Raw genomic sequence first — 16,535 nt, forward strand, 5'->3', positions numbered from 1 at the left:
AAACCCCTACTTGTCGAAGACAGCAGCCCAGTCTTTAGCTCTTCGGCTCAAACACCTTCAAGTCTACGATCTTCCCGCCCTTGAAGGTCCAGTGGGCAAAGGTTCCGGCTACGTCTCCCTTTTCATCGAAGTCCAGCGAGCCAGAAGCGCCAGTGTAATTGATGTCTTCCCCTTTCTTCAGCAGCTCCACCGCCTTGGCCCACTCGCCAGGCAGGATTTCGGTGCCAGGGGGATTGGCCACTTGCCGCAGGGCATCGCGGATAGCAGTGCCATCGGTGCTGCCTGCTTTTTGGATGGCCAGAGCCAGAAGGAAGGCAGCATCGTAGGCAGTGTCGATGTAGGGAGTGGGGGGCACTTCCCCGTAGGCAGCTTTGTAGGCTTGAACAAAGCTCTGGTAAGCCTTGGTGTCAGTACGGGCCTGGGGCGAAGTGCCAATGGATCCCTCTAGCTTATCTGCCCCCACCTGGGCAGCCAGATCAGGAGAGCGCATGCCGTCTGTTAAGACAAAGCGCTTAAATAGCCCCCCTTCCAAGGCTTGCCGCAAGATAACCGCGCCGTTTTCTGGATAGCCAATGACCACCAGCGCCTGGGGGTTCCCTTCCTTGAGCTGATCCAGCTCGCCGCGGTAGGAAGCTTTGCCTGGCTCGTAGGGGACGGCCTTGGTGATCTTGCCCCCCCGCTTCTCAAAGGCAGCCTTGAAACTGTCGGCTAGACCCTGGCCGTAGTCGTTGTTGATGTAGATAACAGCCAGGCGATCCAGCTTCTCTTCACGGGTAATCTGCGCTAGGGCTACCCCTTGGAAAGCATCGGAAGGAACGGTGCGGAACAAAAAGTCATTGTCGTCCAAGGTGGTGATGGTGGGCGCGGTAGAGGCCGGTGAAATTTGCGGAATCTTGCTGGGAACCGTTACTGTCGTGGCCACCGGAATGGTAACGCCACTGCCCAAAGCGCCAACAATGGCGGCCACCTTCTCCACGTTCACTAACCGCTTGGCCGCATCAATAGCCGGCTGGGCTGACGTCTGGTCATCCGCTTCCACCACTTGAACTTGAGATCCGAGGACGCCGCCAGCTTCGTTGATCTGCTGGAGGGCCAGCTTGATGCCCTTGAGGCAGTTTTCCCCATAGGCCTGCAGGTCGCCCGTCAAAGACAGCAGCGCTCCTATCTTGATCGGGGCTTTGGCTGCTTGCTGAGCTGTGCTTGGCAGCAGGGTGGTGGCCAGCGCCGCTGCCGTCAGGGCTGCCGCCGTCGCGAAGGCCCGCCGGGTCAGTTTGTGCATGGGAGACATAACCAAGAACCTCCAATGAGCTCCAATGAGGGAATAAAACTGCAATTCTCAAAGGTCGGTGGTATAGAGGTAGACGCTGGCCCACCTCAAAGGGTTCCCTCCAAGAGCCAGCCCAACCCCCGCGGAAGGGCTTCTTGGCAAACCTACCCGCATTTGGTTAAGCAAGCTTCTTTACCCTACGACGAAAGCTCATAAAATGGTGAATCCATTAGGGAATGGAGCTTTCCCAGGGTAGCGGTGTGATCGTTATTGACGACATCTCCAAACAGTTTGGCGGCGTCAATGCCCTAGATCACTGTTCCTTCCGCATCGAAGCTGGTCGGATCACGGGCTTGATTGGCCCCAACGGGGCGGGGAAAACAACTCTTTTCAACATCATTGCCGGTTTTATTCGGCCCAATAGCGGACGCATCTGGCTAGATGGGGAAGACGTCACGGGCTTGCCTCCCCACCAGTTGTTTCAACGTGGGCTGGTGCGCACCTTCCAGATCCCGCGGGAGTTTGGCCGCATGACCGTTCTGGAAAACTTAATGGTTGTTCCTCCCCATCAGGCTGGAGAAAACCTATTTAACGCCTGGTTCCGCTGGCGGCGAGTACAGCGGCAGGAGCGCCAGCTTCAGGCTCGGGCTGAAGAAGTTTTGGAACGGCTCAACCTCATCCACCTGCGGGATCAACTGGCAGTCAACCTTTCGGGCGGGCAAAAGAAGCTGCTGGAACTGGGACGCACCCTGATGACCGATGCGCGGGTCATCCTCTTGGACGAGCCGGGGGCTGGGGTCAACCGCACGTTGCTGGCAGACCTAATCCGCTTTATTGAGTACCTCAACCGCGAGCGCGGCTGCACCTTCTGCATCATTGAACACGACCTGGATCTGGTGACCCGCCTTTGCCACCACGTGGTGGTCATGGCGGGGGGAAGGGTGTTAACCCAGGGACCCATGCAGGAAATTCGGCAGAACCCTGCCGTGCGCGAGGCCTATTTGGGATCCATCGCTTTAGCAGATGCCCTCAGCTCGGGGCCAGCCTCCACCCTCTCGCCGGAGGGATCCCCGCCATGACTCCTTTGCTCGAGATTCAAGATCTCTACAGCGGCTACCGCGGCGTGGACATCCTCAAAGGGATCCGCCTCAAGGTCAACCCGGGGCAAATCGTGGTGATCATCGGCCCCAACGGAGCAGGCAAATCGACAGTGCTTAAATCCCTCTTTGGGTTGGCCACCATCCGCTCGGGCCGAGTGCTGTTCCAAGGTTCTGACATCACGCATCTTGCTGCCGAGCAACTGGTGCGGCGGGGGATCGGCTTTGTGCCTCAGACCAACAATGTCTTTCCCTCCCTCACCGTCGAGGAAAACCTGGAGATGGGGGCCTTTATCCGACGAGACGACTACACTGCCCAACGGGAGCGGGTTTACGAGCTGTTTCCGCCGCTAAGGGAAAAGCGAAAGCAAGCGGCGGGATCCCTCTCCGGCGGGCAGCGGCAGATGCTAGCCATAGGGCGGGCGTTGATGGCGGAGCCGCAACTGTTGTTGCTGGATGAGCCGACAGCCGGCCTGTCGCCGCTGTATGTCGAGCAGACCTTTGCCCTCTTGCAAGAAATCAACCGCCTTGGCGTCAGCATCCTGATGGTGGAGCAAAATGCCAAGCAGGCCCTGAGCTTAGCGGACTGGGGCTACGTCCTCTCGATGGGAGAAAACCGCTTTGAAGATACTGGCCCCAACTTGTTGCGCAACCCCCAGGTGCTGGAGCTGTTTTTGGGGGGCTGAGACAGGAGCTAAGCAGAGCTAGCTAGTTGCAGCTGGCGCAGTTGGGCTGCTTGCTTGAGAAGAGCTTCCACGAAGCTCATCGCTTCCTGGGCGGAGTGGCCGGCAGCCAGTTGGGCCAGTTCTTCCCGGCGCTCCTTTTCTCCTAGAGGATCCACCCGCACGCAAGTTCGCCCTTCTTGCACCACTTTGTGAACCCGCAGGTGGTGATCCGCTAGGGCAGCAATCAAGGGTTGGTGGGTAACGCAGAGAACTTGGTGGCTACGGGCAAGCTGGTGCAGTTTGGCGGCAATGGCCTGTGCTACCTTGCCGGATACGCCGACGTCGATCTCGTCAAAGACCAGAGTAGCCACCGGATCGACGCGGCTGAAGACTGCTTTTAAGGCCAGGAGAAAACGGCTCATCTCGCCGCCGGAGGCAATGTCGGCTAGCGGTTGCAGGGGCTCCCCAGGGTTGGGACTAAACCAAAAGCTCACCTGATCCACCCCTTCGGCAGTGGGAGATCCGGCTTGAATCTGCACCTGGAACTGCACGCCGCTCATCCCCAGGGGTCTGAGTTCCTGCAGCAGGGCTCTCTCCAGTTTCCGGGCTGCCTGCTGCCGCAGTTGGGAGAGCCTCTGGCAGTGGTGCTCCAGCTCCTGGGCTGCTTGGTTCAGCTGCGCCTCTAGTTCCTCCAAGTCGGTGCTCTCGTCCCGCAGGCGGGCTAGCTCCACCTGGACCCGCTCCGCATGAGCCATCACCTCCGCCAAGGTGGGGCCGTATTTGCGGCAGGCCTGGCGCAGTTGAGCTAAGCGCCGTTCAATTTTGCTTAACCGACTGGGATCGGCCTCCAGGGCCTCGCTGTAGCGCAGCAGCTCCCGCCCCGCTTCCTCTACCTGCACGAGGGCGTTGCTAACCATTTCCGCCAAGGGGGCAAGCTCGGGATCCCGTTGAGCCATGCTCCGCAGCAGCCGCTCGGCCTGGGCCAAGAGATCGGCAATGGCTGGCGAGCCGCTGTCATTTTGGTAGAGCAGTTGGTGGGCGGCATGGCTTTGCTGCCGCAACTCCACCCGGTGGACTAGGCGCTCCCGCTCCCGCTCCAGTTTGCTCAGCTCCTCGGGATCCTCCAGGCGCAGGGCAGCCAGCTCTCGGGCTTGCAGCTCCAACAGATCTAGGCGCTGCAGGCGCAGTTGTTGAGTCTGCTGCCGGGACTCCATTTCAGCTTTGAGCTGGCTCCAGGTCTGGTAGCAAGCTGCCACCTGGGTCCGTGCCCGCAGCAGCTCTTCGCCGCCAAAGGCATCCAGCCAGCGGCGCTGGGCTTGGGGAGACTGAATTTGAGCCGTTTGCCCTTGGGCAGTGATCTCCAGCAGTTGGGAGCGCAGCCTGAGCATCTGGGCTTTGTTGACCACCACCCCGTTGACTCGCAGGCGGCTGGTGAGCTTGCCGCTACGCACCACCAGTTCGCGGCTGCAGACCAGGCCCTCTTCCAGGGGCTCGATCTGTTCCTGCTCTAGCCAGGCTTCCAGATCGGCATTGGGTTGAAAAATAGCTTCCACTAGGCCCCGCTGGCTGCCACTGCGCAAAGCCCGCGCTGGCCCCCCCAAAGCCGCATCGAGAGCCTCGAGAATAATGGACTTGCCTGCCCCCGTTTCCCCGGTAAGCACGTTGAGCCCTGCCCCAAAGGGGATCTCCAACTGCTCAATCAGGGCGAAGTTTTCAATCCGCAACAGGCGCAGCATACCCCACCTGCCCGACGCGTCGCTAGCGGTGGCTAGGGCAGTTCTGTCTCAGGTTAGCGCAGCTGCTCCTGGAGCGAGGTTAGAAAGGAGGTTGCCCTTAGGTCTCCGGCGTTTCCCCTGGTTTATCGACTTGCTCGGGCGTGGTGTCGAGGGTTTCAGGGGTTGCCGTTACTTCCTGAGCAGGAGGGCTAGGCTCGGTTTCTGGCTCTAGGGCAGCAGGGGGGATCTCGGCTTCAGGTTCAGAAGCAGCAGCGGTGGAGGGAACGGCTTCTTCTTGCTTTTGCCGCTCGTAGCGGCGCCGTTTGAGGGCTTCGTCCACCCAGACATAGACCAAGCTGAGAAGGGAGAGCCCTGCCGTTGCCACTAAAACCCAGAGTAGAGTGTTGTCTATCGCCATTAGGTGCAATCCACCAAACGCTGCTGCCTGTGGAGAAATACTGCTTCCTGAATCTTACCGTTGAAGTTGCACTGCCTAGTCCAAAGACGGAAGCCGTCTGCCATGCGCTACCTCAAGTTTTATAAACCCTACGGCGTGCTCACCCAGTTTACCGACCCGGCAGGGCGCCTCACCCTCAAGGCCTTCATCCCAGTGCCCAGCGTCTATCCGGTGGGGCGGCTAGATCGCGATAGCGAAGGACTGCTCTTGCTCACCGATGACGGCCAGCTCCACGCCCGCCTGATCGATCCCAAATTTGGCCACAAGCGCACCTACTGGGTGCAGGTGGAAGGGATCCCTACGCCGCAGGCTCTGCAACAGTTGCAAGAGGGAGTGATCATCCAGGGGCGAAAGACCCGACCGGCTGAGGTTAGAGTTCTGGCCGAGGAGCCGGATCTGCCACCGCGGGATCCGCCCATTCGCTTTCGCCGCTCCATCCCCACCACCTGGCTGGAGCTGACGCTGCGGGAAGGTCGCAATCGCCAGGTGCGCCGCATGACTGCTGCGGTCGGGATCCCGACGCTAAGGCTGGTTCGGGTAGGACTAGGCCCCCTTTCCCTAGCGGGGCTGGCTCCTGGCCAGTGGCAAGATCTCAGCGAGGCGGAGTTGGCCCACTTGCGGCAGTGCTGTTTTGGCCAGTCGCGCCGTCCTCGGCTTGGGCGGGAGTTAGGCTTACAGCACTCCTTTTGAGCTAGGGATCCCATCTTGTCGGCGCGGATCCCGTTCTACGGCCATGCGCAGGGCGCGGGCAAAGGCCTTGAAACTGGCCTCGACGATGTGGTGGGCATTGAGACCCGCCACCTGGCGGATGTGCAGGGTAAGCTGGGCGTGGTTGGCCACCGCCTGGTAAAACTCGCGCACCAACTGGGTCTCGTAGCGGCCAATGCGTTCGACAGTCAGCTCCAGACCATAGCTGAGGTGGGGGCGCCCGGAAAAGTCCAGCACTACCTGCACCAAGGCCTCATCCAAAGGCGCCCAAAAATGGCCAAAACGGTAAATGCCGCGCCGATCCTGCAGCGCCTGCGCCAGCGCCTGTCCCAGGGCAATGCCCACGTCCTCATTGGTGTGGTGGTCGTCGATGTGCAGATCCCCCACGGCCTTGATCTGGAGATCAATTAGCCCATGGGTGCTGAGCTGAGCCAGCATGTGGTCCAAGAAGGGGATCCCAGTGTCGATCTCGTACTGCCCTCTGCCATCGAGGTTGAGATGCACTTGAACGTCCGTTTCGTTGGTGCGGCGGTGAACCGAGGCCGTCCTGGGCTGCAGTAGGCGGGGGGAGTCGATGGCTGTCATGGCAAGGGTAGGGGAGCACTAGGAAGTCCCAGCTCTAGGATCGCACAGGTAGGGGTGTCAGAATCAGCGTCTTTGGCAAGGGGGGCAGGCGGGCTCAGGTTGCAGAGGGGGAGAGTGTTCCTTGCAGGATTGGCAGCAAGTTCAACGGGCCCTCAAGCAGTACTGGGGCTACGAGGCGCTACGCCCACCTCAGGAGCAGGTCATCCGCGCCTTGCTGGAGAAGCGGGATGCGCTGGTGGTGTTGCCGACGGGTTTTGGCAAGTCTCTGTGCTTTCAACTGCCGGCTCTGCTGCAGACAGGGCTGACCCTGGTGGTCTCGCCTCTGATTGCCCTGATGGAAGACCAGGTGCAGGATCTCTGGAAGCGCCGTCTGCCGGCGGCCTGTTTGCACAGCGAGCTGGATCCAGCTCTGCGCAAGCGGGTGTTGCGGGCTTTGGAGGAGAACCGGCTGCGTCTACTGTATCTGGGGCCGGAAACCCTCTTCAGCCCGCCAGTCTGGGAGCGGCTGCAGCAGGTGCCCCTCAACGGCCTCATTGTTGACGAGGCGCACACCTTGGTGCACTGGGGGGGATCCTTCCGGCCCGACTACCGCCGTCTGGGGTTGGTCCGCCCTGCCCTGGGCCAGCCTACCTTTCCCATTGCCGCCTTTACCGCCACTGCCGATCCCGAAACCCTCAGCCGCCTGCGCCACATCCTCGACCTGCAGAATCCGGAATGCATTCGCGCTGACCCGCTGCGAACCAACATTTCTCTCAACGTGGCGGTGGCCTGGAGCCCAGCGGATCGCCGTCGGCGCCTGCTGCGCTTTCTGGCGGAAAACCCCGGCTCGGGCCTGGTGTACGTGCGCACGCGACGGGATGGGGAGGAGCTGGCCGAGTGGTTGGGCCGCCACAACCAGAAAACCGCCACCTACCACGGCGGCCTGGAGGCGGGATCCCGCCGTCGGCTGGAGCGGGCCTGGCTGGAGGGCGAGCTGCGCTTTCTGGTCTGCACCAACGCCTTCGGCTTGGGGATCAACAAGCCCGACGTGCGCTGGGTGCTGCACTTTCACCCGCCCCCCAACTTAATGGACTACCTGCAGGAGGTGGGTCGAGGCGGGCGGGATGGCGGCCCTTGCCAGGCCCTGATGTTGGTCTCCGAGCCGACAGGCCTCTTGGATCCCACCGATCGCCAGCGCCAAGCCTATTCCTATTCCCAGCAGGAGCGCTTGCTGGCCCAGGCGCGGCGTTTGCTGCAAACGCTGCCCCCCCAGGGATCCTACGCCGACTTGCCCCCCGGAGAGACGCGGGTGGCCCTGGGCCTGCTGCAGGAGATGGGCTGTCTGCACTGGCCAGATCCCTTTCACTTTCAAGTGCTGCACCGCCGCTGGCAGCCGCCGCCGCGGCAGGATCCCTGGCAGGGGATGGACGACTTCATCCACAGCCGCGGCTGTCGCTGGCAGGTAATCCTGCGGCATTTTGGCTACCCTGAGAACCAGCCTGGCCTGCCCTGCGGCACCTGCGACCGCTGCCGGGCTTCCCAAAGGCGCTGATGGGTGCTTGCCCAGCCTTGTGGCCAGCGATAGGATCCCCTCGCTGAAGACTTTCCTGGAGTGTCCATGGGTAGTTCTGGACCCCCGGTTGCAGCGCTTGAGCAGCCCTTGTCCCTGGCGCAGCAGGTGGCGCAACTGCTAGTGGTGCCGGTCTCGGCCCGCCTGGGATCCCAGGCTCCTCCCCGAGAGGTTCTCAAGCGGCTGATCCAAGAGGTGGAGATTGGAGGCATCTGGATTACTGAGGGTCATGTGGCTGAGGCCCTGCTCCTCATTGAGGAGGCGCAGTCTTGGGCGACTCTGCCCCTTCTTGTGGCAGCCGAGGCCAGTCGCGGCCTGGCTCTGCAGGGAGCCACTTCCTTCCCCCACCCCCTAGGCCTGAGCCGCCTGGGCTCTGAGGCCGAGCGCTGGGCGGAACAGTGGGGAAGGATCACGGCGCGGGAGGCGGCGGCCATCGGCATCAACTGGCTGCTTGGCCCGGTGGCTGAGCCCCTGGGGCAGGGTCTAGCAAGACTGGCGCTGGCGGAGGAGCCACAGCTGGCGTTGCAACTGGCGCGGGCCTTTGTGCGCGGCTGCGAGCAAGCGGTTCCGGAGGGGATTCTAACCACCGCCAGAGCCTTCCCCGGCCAGGGCTGGGCAGAGGGGCGGGCCAACCCCCTGCTGTTGCTAAAGCCAACTGCTGACCCCTGGTGTCCTCGCCTAAGCCTCACCTTGGAGGAGCTGCAAGCAGGACCCTGGCTGCCCTTCCGCGGTCTGGTGGACCAGGTAGGAGCCATCTCGGTTGCGCCAGTGGTGCTGCCGGAGTGGGACGAGCGCTGGCCGCTCTCTCTTTTGCCGGGGCGGCTGACCCAGCTGCTGCGCCAAGAGTGGGGGTTTAGCGGTCTCATTGTGGCAGAGGGCCTCGACCAAAACTTCCTAGCCAACCTGGCTGATCCCCCCCTGCTGGCGGTTCGGGCTCTCCAGGCCGGCGCCGACCTCCTTTTGGCCCCTCCCGACCCTTTGGCGGCTCTCGCAGCCGTTGTGGAAGCTGTGCAGCGGGGATCCCTAGACCCCCAGGCCATTGCCCAGTCGGTAACGCGGCTGCTGCGGGCCAAGCAGCGGCTTTTTCCCTCCGCCTCGGCCCTACTCAAGCAGGTGTGGCCGCCCCTGGCAGAAACGGACTTTAGCTTGCTGCCTGGCTGGATGGGGGCTCGGGTCAACCGCGGTTTTCCCGACGAGCACCTAAAACCCCTGCTGCTGGGGGATCCCCTCGCCAAGGATTCACCCCTTGCCAAGCTGTTTAGCGCCCGCTCCCACCTTCCTAGGGCTGCCCAATTGGGATCTCTTCTAGCCGAGAGCGACATTGCCCCTTGTCAGGCAGCCATGGCCCGCGGCGGAGTGACCGGCGGTCAGCCTCTGCCTCTCCCCTTGCCGCCTGGCAGTTGGAACTGGATCTGGCAAGATCTCTCCCTGGGCGCTGAGGCGGCGCTCCTAGCCGAGTCCCCTGCCCTGAGCATTCCCGCTAGCCTGGGTCTTCCGCCCCTACTCAGCCATTCCCTTACCCCCTTGAGCTTGCTGGAGGCAGCCCTCAGTAGCGGCGGCCAGTTGATTTTCCAGGCCTTTGTCCACGAGGCTCTGCCCAACTACGTGGTGGATTGGCTGGGGCGGTGGCGGGAGCGGATAGCAGCCGTTGTTACTTATGGAAACTTGGCGGTTTGTCATCGCCTCCAGAGTTACTTTCAATGGGCCAACGCCATCCACAGCCTCAACGCCGATCCCCTTGCTCAATTGACAGTCATGCAACGCCTGTTTCCCAGCCGACTCATGCTGGAGAAGTCCAGGCCTCAGCAAGCTGCTGCAGATCATTAAGAGAAAGTTAATGCCGTTACGGATTGTTGGCAGGAAGGGGCTCCTAAGCTATTGTATTGGTGGAAATGTAAAAGATTGAAACGTCTCTCTCAGGGTTGTCCGCTGTGCCTTTCTTCTTCCCCCACCTCGACATTTCCAGTAGCCCTCGCTTGGCTTTTGGCAAGGGAGGAGGGCAAGCCTGCTCTCAGCCCTCCAGGTGGCAGCCCCTGAGCCCATTTTTTGCCCTCCTGCAGGCGATGTGGTCAGTTGACTGGGCGAGGAACCTGGGATTGAGTCTAGCTCTTGTGGGTCTAGCGGTCTTTGGCTGGAGTTGGCTAGCGGCAGCCATGCGGCCGGATCCCTACACCGAGGCTGTTTTAAGTCTAGAAGGGCAAGCCAGCAGGGGAGCCTCGCTATTTGCCCTTAACTGTGCGGCTTGCCATGGCGAAGAAGGGGATGGCCGTGTGGGCCCCAGCCTGCGGGGAGTAAGCAGCCGCCGCTCCGACCGGTTTATTATTTACCAAGTAACTAGCGGCAAAACCCCGCCCATGCCCCAGTTTCAGCCTGATCCCCAAGCAATGGCAGACTTGCTTAGCTACCTGAAAACGCTCTGAGGCCGGCTCATGGGCCTGACACAGCAGCTTGCTTGCTATGCTCTCTGGCTGGCCTCCGTTTTTGCTTTTGCGGAATGGCTGCGCTCCCAGCAGGTAGACGGCGAATGGGTGCGCAAAGTTATCCACATTGGCGTAGGCAACATCATCTTGCTGGCCTGGGCCCTCCAGGTGCCCCGCTGGGTGGGAGTGGGGTTCTCCCTGGTGTTTGCGGGCTTGGCGCTGCTCTCCTACCGGGTGGCCATCTTGCCTAGCCTAAACGGCGTTGGGCGGCGCAGCTTCGGTACTTTTTTTTACGCTGTCAGCATTGGTCTACTGATCTTCTGGTTTTGGCGGCCCCAGCAACAAGTTTTCGCTGTCATTGGCATTCTGGTGATGACCTGGGCCGATGCCCTGGCGGGGCTGGTGGGCAAAAGCTGGGGCAAACACCTCTATCAACTGGGATCTCTCCAAAAGAGCTGGGAGGGATCCCTGACCATGTGGGTGGTGAGCAGTTTGGTGATGGCACTGCTGCTTGTGGGGTACTTTGGCTTCTCCCCCTTGTTGCTTGCTGTCAGCGTCGGGGTGGGGGGGGTGGCCATGGGCTTGGAGATGTTGTCTTGGTGGGGGCTGGACAATCTGACTGTGCCATTGGGCAGCGCCAGTCTCTGCTTTGCTCTGCTGCAGCTTCTCAACTATCTGTAACGATTGCTACCAGTTACAGGCCAGACTAAGCCCAGGCCCAGCAGGGGCTGCTCTTCCTGCTGCTGCAAACTAGAGGTGGGACTCGTCGCCGCTCAGCAGCCAGGTAACCGAGACTCCCAGCGCCTTGGCAAAAGCCACCAGTTCTTTGTCGATGACGCGCCGTTTGCCCTTTTCCACCTGGCCAACCTTGACGTAGTCCAAATGCACACCGTACTTGGCCAGGCGACCCGCCAGTTGATCTTGGGTTAGCTGCAACTTCTCTCGTACCCAGCGCACCCGCTCTCCAATCAAGTTGGCCGCAGGGCGGTGCTGGTCCTTTCCAGCTTGGGGGGTCTGATGGCTTCTCCGGCGCCCCATGATAGCCTAAGCTAGCACGATTTTGTCGGAGCAGGTAGCCTAGCTGTCTCCTAGGCATCCTACATCAAGCTCTGGATCGAAAATTGCTCACAGCCGTTTATGTCCAGGATGCTTGACCTATCAATCTCCGTTACTCCCGCCTACAGGGAAGAGAATTCTTAGCAAGAATGACTAGCATGATCGATTTTCGCTTACACAGGAGGAGAAACTTTCCTAGACTAGGGAGTGAAGTTCTCTCCTCAGGTGGCTGTGGTTTTCTCTCGTCCTTTATCCCCTCAGGAGCTCGAGGAGCCCTGGCCGGAGGCTCTGGATTCGGCTGCAGAGGCTGATTTAGAGGCCGGTAGCCGGCGCCTCAATGAAGATGCGGTCGATCACTACTTGAATACGATTGGCCGGGTGCCCCGCATCGATCACGCGGAAGAAATCGAGTTGGCGCGCAAAATTCAGCAGAAGCTGCTCATTGATCAAGCCCGCAAGGAATGGCGGCAGCAGCGGGGGCAGGATCCCAGCGATGAGGAATTGGCGGCAGCCCTGCAGATCCCTGTAGCTACTCTGCGCTCGCGCATCCGCCAGGGAGAGCAAGCTCAGCGCAAGCTCATCAACGCCAACCTGCGTCTGGTGGTTAGTGTGGCCAAGAAGTACCTCAACCGGGGGGTGCCCTTTCTGGACTTAATCCAAGAGGGCAACATGGGCCTCATTCGAGCCACTGAGAAATTCAATGCCGAGCGAGGTTTTCGCTTCAGCACCTACGCCCACTGGTGGATTCGCCAAGGCATTACCCGCTGCATTGCCAACCAAGCCCGAACCATCCGCCTGCCAGTGCACATGGTGGACAAAGTGCGCTTGCTCAAGCGCACCAACCGCGAGCTCATGAAGGCCCGAGGACGGCGGCCTACCGAAGCCGAGCTGGCTGAGGCACTGGGCATCAAGATCAAGAAGTTGCGCCTGATCCAACAGGCTGCCGCTTTGCCTCTGTCGTTGGATGTGCCGGTTGGCCAGGAAGGGGAAAGCCGCCTGGGAGATCTGCTGCCGGATGAACGGCAGGAGCAACCCTTTGAGGAGATCCTGGAGCAATCCCTGCGGCAAGATGTGCGTTCTGCCCTGCAGACCCTGAAGCCCATTGAGAGGCAAGTGTTGGAGTTGCGCTATGGGCTAGACGGGCAAAGGGCAAGAACCCTGCAAGAAGTGGGGGATCACTTTAACTTGACGCGGGAGCGGATTCGGCAGATCGAACGGGATGCCTTGCGCAAGCTACGGGTGGGCCGTTCTTCGCGAACTTTGGTGCAGTACCTTCGCTAGGTTTGGCTCCAGGGGCTACTAAGGACTCGCTACAGAGATAGACCCAGCTTCAGGCCCAGCAGGGCATGGGTAAAGAGCAAGCAAAGAATGAGGCTGCCCAAATAGGCATGGGCTGTGCGCCAGGTCTCACGGTTGCCGCCAAAACCGCTCAGGGACAAAGCACTGTTGGCCGCCAGCAGCAGCAACACCAGGGATCCCGTCCAGAAGTGAGGGCTCCTCAGCAGGGGCTGGCCCTGCATCACAAGAGAAAGAAGGCCGCCGGTGTAGCCCAAGGCAATGAAGGTGGCCATCCAGGGGGCTACTTTGCGGTGATCCAAGAGGGGCTTTTGGGCCGATTCCGATAGGGAGCCCCCGCCTGCCAGGCGCAAGACCCGCCCCCGCCAGCCCGTTAGGCCAACAAAGCTGCCCATGACCACTACCACAATGCCCATCATCAGAGGATGTCCCCATTGCACAACTGGTTGGGGCAGGTTGAAGCCAGCAAAGAACTGGGCTACTGGCTGCAAGGCAGCCGTCAGCGACTCGGAAACTGCCGACAGATCGGGCAAGGCCAAGCCCAACATCGGGATCCCTCCACTAGCGCCACAAACCCACAGTCTGTAACAAATCTACAACAAACCTACCCTGGATGACAGCGGCTAGCCAGAGGCTTCAGGGGAACACCTGGCGACGGTAAAATGTCTAGCGGTGAAGGGGCGGCCGAGGGCAGATCCCTGGCTGCAGACGCTAGCGAGCACAACGGAGTTATTCCCATGGCCAAGTTGTTGTTGGGGGATCAGTCCTTTGAGGTGGAGCTGCTAACGGATGTGCCCACCAATTGGCCTGGAATTAAAGTCATGTCCAAGGGAGCTAAGCTAGATATCCCCCCAGGAACGGTGGTGAGGGTGGAGTCCGAGGATGACCACATAGCGGGCTCCTACAAGGTGGTCTATCGTTTGGCACCTGCCTATCCCCGCAGCTGGCGACTCCTCTTGGAGCGGGCAACTGCCGAGATCCCTCAGGAAGCTGCAGCTTCCCCATCCAAGGCTGCCCCAGCTAGCCCTGCCTCAGGCCCCTCGGCGTCCAACCGCGATAAGGTCTTTACCATCAAGGTATCCGGCCTGGTAGGAGGAGGCGTGCGCAAGAGCGTTGTCGAGTACAAAGTGCCCTTCAGCCGGCTCTCCCAAGAAGTTAAGCGGATTACCCAAATGGGAGGCAAAATCGTCAGCATTACGGAGTCCAATTTGTTGAGCAACCTCAGCTAACTTGCCCAGAAGGCAGCTGGGGCGGTGAGCTGTGGCTCTGCTGGATCCCCACCAGCAGATGAGGGTGGTAGGCTAACGCTGGTTTTGCCGGTGAGGAGGAGAACATGACGTCTCGACAGCCGCCGAGGCGCTGGGGTGGCTATCCAGTCCCTAGCGCAAAAAGGGGAAGCCAGCTCCCTCCTTCCTCCTTCCGCCACCGAAGTTTTTCTGCTTCCGTACGGCAACTGCCAACGAAGTTGCGCTTCCGGCTCCTCGGCTTGTTGGCCTTATTAGTCACGGTGCTGGGGTTTGGAGCCGGCGCCCTAGCGGCCTGGGTAACTGCTCATCCCAACTGGGCCAGCCGCCTGCTGGGGCTAGGGCCTGCAGCCGAGATACCAGCTCCCCGCGCCCAAGCCAAGGCGGCCCAACAGCGCCTGACCCTCCCCCAAAAGCGGGATCCCTTTGCCCTTCATCCCACAGCCAGCTTCTCTTACGTGCCGGCCATCATGTACCACGACGTGGTAGCTGGCCGCAAACAGGTCTGGTTTGACACCACGGTAGCCGAGCTGCGGCAGCACTTCGAGGCCATTAAGCAGGCGGGGCTGACCCCCATCCACATTGACCAACTGTACAAACACCTGCGGGACGGGGATCCCTTGCCGGAAAAGGCTATTTTGCTGACCTTTGACGACGCCTACCTTGGCCTGTACGAGAACGCCTACCCGCTTCTAAAGGAGTACAACTACCCCGCCACCTACTTTGTGCAAACTGGCTTTGTCGGCGTGCCCACCAGCAAGGATCACTTTACCTGGGATCAGATGCGGGAGATGGATGCCAGTGGGTTGATCGACTTTGCCGCCCACACCGTTAACCATCCTCCCGACCTGCGTGTGCTGGACGACGACCGTCTGCGGCGAGAGGTGTTTGACTGCAAGGTCAAGCTGGAGCAGGAGCTGGGCCACCCCATCTACTACTTTGCCTATCCCGAAGGCAATCGGGACGAGCGGGTGAAGCGGTTTCTTGCCGAGGCGGGCTACCGGATGGCTTTCACCATGGATCCTGGCTTTACAGGCCAGTCTCCCAACCTGCTGGAGGTGCGCCGCTTTAACCAGTTCCGCCTTACCGAAGCCATTATTGGCGCTCGCACCTTCACCCTTGGCCGCAGCCCCGACTACTGGCTGGATGTTACTCAGCCGTTGGCCTTGACCGATGAAGTGATCGACGGGGTGCGGGTACTCACCATCCGCGGCGGACGGGCAGCCACAGTGCACGCAGAACGGCGCTACGAGGTAAGGACGCTAGTCCGGCGCTACCAGGCCGATGCGGGCATTAACGGCAGCTTCTTCTCCATTCCCTGGATTAACTCCGCTAGCAACGTCATGGTGGGGCCGGTGATGGCTGCCAACCACAAGACCTTCATCCCCGGTCGCCCCGAAGATGACAAGGTGCTGCGGGGTCGCCCCCTGGTGCTGCTGGGCGGGGATCGGCTGCGCTTTGTGCCCTTTGATCCCGACACTATGACCCGGCTTGAGAACATCCGCCAGTTGATGCCGGAGGTTACGGATCTGTTTGTGGCGGGCCTATGGCTGGTTAAGGACGGCCATGCCCTCTCCCAGGCGGAGATCGATTCCTTCCGCCTCTCTAGCGCCGCCGAGTTTCGCCCCAGGGCTTTCTTTGGGGTGGACAACCAAGACCAGGTAGTGATCGGAGTTACCAAAACCCACGTCAACGCCGCCATCCTGGCCCGTCTTTTGCCCAAAAGTGGGATCCGCGAGGCGGTGCTGCTGGACTCCGGCTTTAGCACATCGCTAGTCTACCGGGGACAGATTTTGGCCACTGGCCATGCCGGCCCCAACCAGCCCAGCCGCCCTGTGCCCCATGCCATTCTGCTCTACGACCTGAACCGCCTATGGGCAAGGGATCCCCATCCAGAAGCCGAAGCTGGCTCTGAGGGAGATCGGCTGGAAGGGCTAGTGCAACTTTTGCCGGCTAGCGACCAAGAGTCAGCCAGGGCCCAACTGAAGAGCATTCTGGCCGGCCAGCGCACTTTGAGGCAGGGGGATCGGGGCCCGGCGGTAGCGGCGGTGCAACTGGGGTTGAGCCACCTGGCTGCTCAGCAGGGACGGCTGGATCTGCTCCCCTCTGGCCCCGATGGCGTGTACGGCCAAGAACTGGCCCAGGCAGTGGCGGAACTGCTGCTAGCCGAACCTGGGCGCAGCGAGGAGGGATCCCCTCTAGCAACCCCTACACCCCTAGGCGCGGGAACTGCCCCTCTGTCTGGAGGCGGGGACGCCATCGACGCCCAACTGCTGAAGCGGCTGCTGGAGCGGGTGGACTTCTCTCCTAGCGCTGTGCTGGTGGATACGCGCCTGGAGCGGCCAACTTGGCCTCTGGAGCGCAAGCCAACCCGGAAACTGCTGCCCAGGGTGGCTCTAGATTGAGCTATGGCTGCAAAGAGTCGGTGAGCGCAGCATTTAACCTCAAGCTGAGGCCAAAGCTAGGCCAGGTTCCC

At 61.0% G+C, this 16,535-nt stretch carries 16 protein-coding genes; 10 read left to right on the forward strand and 6 right to left on the reverse strand.

All coding sequences use genetic code 11. The features are described from left to right. Positions 1-34: 34 nt before the first annotated feature. Positions 35-1,279: an ABC transporter substrate-binding protein gene (locus NW806_RS00990; RefSeq protein WP_414409674.1), complete on the reverse strand. Its 1,245-nt coding sequence runs from the start codon at positions 1,277-1,279 to the stop codon at positions 35-37. Between the two features lie 224 nt (positions 1,280-1,503). Here NW806_RS00990 and NW806_RS00995 point away from each other — a divergent pair, with 224 nt between their 5' ends. After that, a complete protein-coding gene (locus NW806_RS00995; RefSeq protein WP_414409675.1) occupies positions 1,504-2,346 on the forward strand; it encodes an ABC transporter ATP-binding protein in 843 nt (280 codons plus the stop codon). After that, positions 2,343-3,050: an ABC transporter ATP-binding protein gene (locus tag NW806_RS01000; protein WP_414409676.1), complete on the forward strand. Its 708-nt coding sequence runs from the start codon at positions 2,343-2,345 to the stop codon at positions 3,048-3,050. The genes NW806_RS00995 and NW806_RS01000 overlap by 4 nt, the downstream gene beginning before the upstream one ends. Before the next feature lie 8 nt (positions 3,051-3,058). Here the strand turns inward: NW806_RS01000 and recN are convergent, their stop codons facing one another. Beyond that, the gene (recN, locus tag NW806_RS01005; RefSeq protein WP_414409677.1) at positions 3,059-4,765 is read right to left on the reverse strand and encodes a DNA repair protein RecN; all 1,707 of its coding nucleotides are present in this window, start codon (positions 4,763-4,765) and stop codon (positions 3,059-3,061) included. A gap of 97 nt (positions 4,766-4,862) precedes the next feature. Then, positions 4,863-5,162, reverse strand: coding sequence for a hypothetical protein (locus tag NW806_RS01010; protein WP_414409678.1), 300 nt, complete (start codon positions 5,160-5,162; stop codon positions 4,863-4,865). A gap of 102 nt (positions 5,163-5,264) precedes the next feature. Here NW806_RS01010 and NW806_RS01015 point away from each other — a divergent pair, with 102 nt between their 5' ends. After that, positions 5,265-5,891, forward strand: a complete 627-nt coding sequence (locus NW806_RS01015) for a pseudouridine synthase (protein WP_414409679.1) — start codon at positions 5,265-5,267, stop codon at positions 5,889-5,891. Here the strand turns inward: NW806_RS01015 and hisB are convergent. Then, on the reverse strand, positions 5,874-6,494 hold the full coding sequence (gene hisB, locus NW806_RS01020) for an imidazoleglycerol-phosphate dehydratase HisB (protein ID WP_099812743.1): 621 nt from the start codon (positions 6,492-6,494) through the stop codon (positions 5,874-5,876). The two genes, NW806_RS01015 and hisB, sit on opposite strands and share 18 nt — an antisense overlap. Before the next feature lie 121 nt (positions 6,495-6,615). Here hisB and NW806_RS01025 point away from each other — a divergent pair, with 121 nt between their 5' ends. The 4 genes from NW806_RS01025 (at position 6,616) to NW806_RS01040 (ending at position 11,144) form a co-directional block, all read left to right on the forward strand. Then, positions 6,616-8,025 (forward strand): RecQ family ATP-dependent DNA helicase, encoded by a 1,410-nt coding sequence (locus tag NW806_RS01025; protein ID WP_414409680.1) that lies wholly within the window; start codon positions 6,616-6,618, stop codon positions 8,023-8,025. Between the two features lie 66 nt (positions 8,026-8,091). Further along, positions 8,092-9,870 carry a glycoside hydrolase family 3 N-terminal domain-containing protein gene (locus NW806_RS01030; RefSeq protein WP_414409681.1) on the forward strand — a complete coding sequence of 593 codons (1,779 nt, stop codon included), beginning with the start codon at positions 8,092-8,094 and terminating at the stop codon, positions 9,868-9,870. A gap of 236 nt (positions 9,871-10,106) precedes the next feature. Beyond that, complete coding sequence (locus tag NW806_RS01035) at positions 10,107-10,463, forward strand: c-type cytochrome (protein WP_414409721.1); 357 nt, start codon at positions 10,107-10,109, stop codon at positions 10,461-10,463. A gap of 9 nt (positions 10,464-10,472) precedes the next feature. Beyond that, complete coding sequence (locus tag NW806_RS01040; protein ID WP_414409682.1) at positions 10,473-11,144, forward strand: diacylglycerol/polyprenol kinase family protein; 672 nt, start codon at positions 10,473-10,475, stop codon at positions 11,142-11,144. 69 nt (positions 11,145-11,213) lie between these two features. On the opposite strand, the gene NW806_RS01045 is transcribed toward NW806_RS01040, so the two are convergent. Beyond that, positions 11,214-11,501: a helix-turn-helix domain-containing protein gene (locus NW806_RS01045; RefSeq protein WP_414405467.1), complete on the reverse strand. Its 288-nt coding sequence runs from the start codon at positions 11,499-11,501 to the stop codon at positions 11,214-11,216. Positions 11,502-11,726: 225 nt separating this feature from the next. Between NW806_RS01045 and NW806_RS01050 the strand changes: the two genes are divergently transcribed. Further along, positions 11,727-12,800 carry an RpoD/SigA family RNA polymerase sigma factor gene (locus tag NW806_RS01050; protein WP_414393253.1) on the forward strand — a complete coding sequence of 358 codons (1,074 nt, stop codon included), beginning with the start codon at positions 11,727-11,729 and terminating at the stop codon, positions 12,798-12,800. A 29-nt stretch (positions 12,801-12,829) separates the two neighbouring features. Here the strand turns inward: NW806_RS01050 and NW806_RS01055 are convergent, their stop codons facing one another. Beyond that, a complete protein-coding gene (locus NW806_RS01055; RefSeq protein ID WP_414393251.1) occupies positions 12,830-13,363 on the reverse strand; it encodes a DUF4079 domain-containing protein in 534 nt (177 codons plus the stop codon). Positions 13,364-13,477: 114 nt separating this feature from the next. Here NW806_RS01055 and NW806_RS01060 point away from each other — a divergent pair, with 114 nt between their 5' ends. Next, on the forward strand, positions 13,478-14,044 hold the full coding sequence (locus tag NW806_RS01060) for a phycobilisome linker polypeptide (RefSeq protein ID WP_414409683.1): 567 nt from the start codon (positions 13,478-13,480) through the stop codon (positions 14,042-14,044). Between the two features lie 257 nt (positions 14,045-14,301). Beyond that, the gene (locus NW806_RS01065) at positions 14,302-16,464 is read left to right on the forward strand and encodes a polysaccharide deacetylase family protein (protein ID WP_414409684.1); all 2,163 of its coding nucleotides are present in this window, start codon (positions 14,302-14,304) and stop codon (positions 16,462-16,464) included. Positions 16,465-16,535: the final 71 nt, after the last annotated feature.

The sequence above is a fragment of the Synechococcus sp. W65.1 genome (genome assembly GCF_047461615.1).
Lineage (GTDB): Bacteria > Cyanobacteriota > Cyanobacteriia > Thermostichales > Thermostichaceae > Thermostichus.

Coding starts and splice junctions, on each gene's coding strand:
- hisB (WP_099812743.1), bottom strand. CDS start 6,494: ATGACAGCCATCGACTCCCCCCGCCTACTGCAGCCCAGGACGGCCTCG.
- NW806_RS01010 (WP_414409678.1), bottom strand. CDS start 5,162: ATGGCGATAGACAACACTCTACTCTGGGTTTTAGTGGCAACGGCAGGG.
- recN (WP_414409677.1), bottom strand. CDS start 4,765: ATGCTGCGCCTGTTGCGGATTGAAAACTTCGCCCTGATTGAGCAGTTG.
- NW806_RS01030 (WP_414409681.1), top strand. CDS start 8,092: ATGGGTAGTTCTGGACCCCCGGTTGCAGCGCTTGAGCAGCCCTTGTCC.
- NW806_RS00995 (WP_414409675.1), top strand. CDS start 1,504: ATGGAGCTTTCCCAGGGTAGCGGTGTGATCGTTATTGACGACATCTCC.
- NW806_RS01040 (WP_414409682.1), top strand. CDS start 10,473: ATGGGCCTGACACAGCAGCTTGCTTGCTATGCTCTCTGGCTGGCCTCC.
- NW806_RS01045 (WP_414405467.1), bottom strand. CDS start 11,501: ATGGGGCGCCGGAGAAGCCATCAGACCCCCCAAGCTGGAAAGGACCAG.
- NW806_RS01035 (WP_414409721.1), top strand. CDS start 10,107: ATGTGGTCAGTTGACTGGGCGAGGAACCTGGGATTGAGTCTAGCTCTT.
- NW806_RS01000 (WP_414409676.1), top strand. CDS start 2,343: ATGACTCCTTTGCTCGAGATTCAAGATCTCTACAGCGGCTACCGCGGC.
- NW806_RS01015 (WP_414409679.1), top strand. CDS start 5,265: ATGCGCTACCTCAAGTTTTATAAACCCTACGGCGTGCTCACCCAGTTT.
- NW806_RS00990 (WP_414409674.1), bottom strand. CDS start 1,279: ATGCACAAACTGACCCGGCGGGCCTTCGCGACGGCGGCAGCCCTGACG.
- NW806_RS01060 (WP_414409683.1), top strand. CDS start 13,478: ATGTCTAGCGGTGAAGGGGCGGCCGAGGGCAGATCCCTGGCTGCAGAC.
- NW806_RS01055 (WP_414393251.1), bottom strand. CDS start 13,363: ATGTTGGGCTTGGCCTTGCCCGATCTGTCGGCAGTTTCCGAGTCGCTG.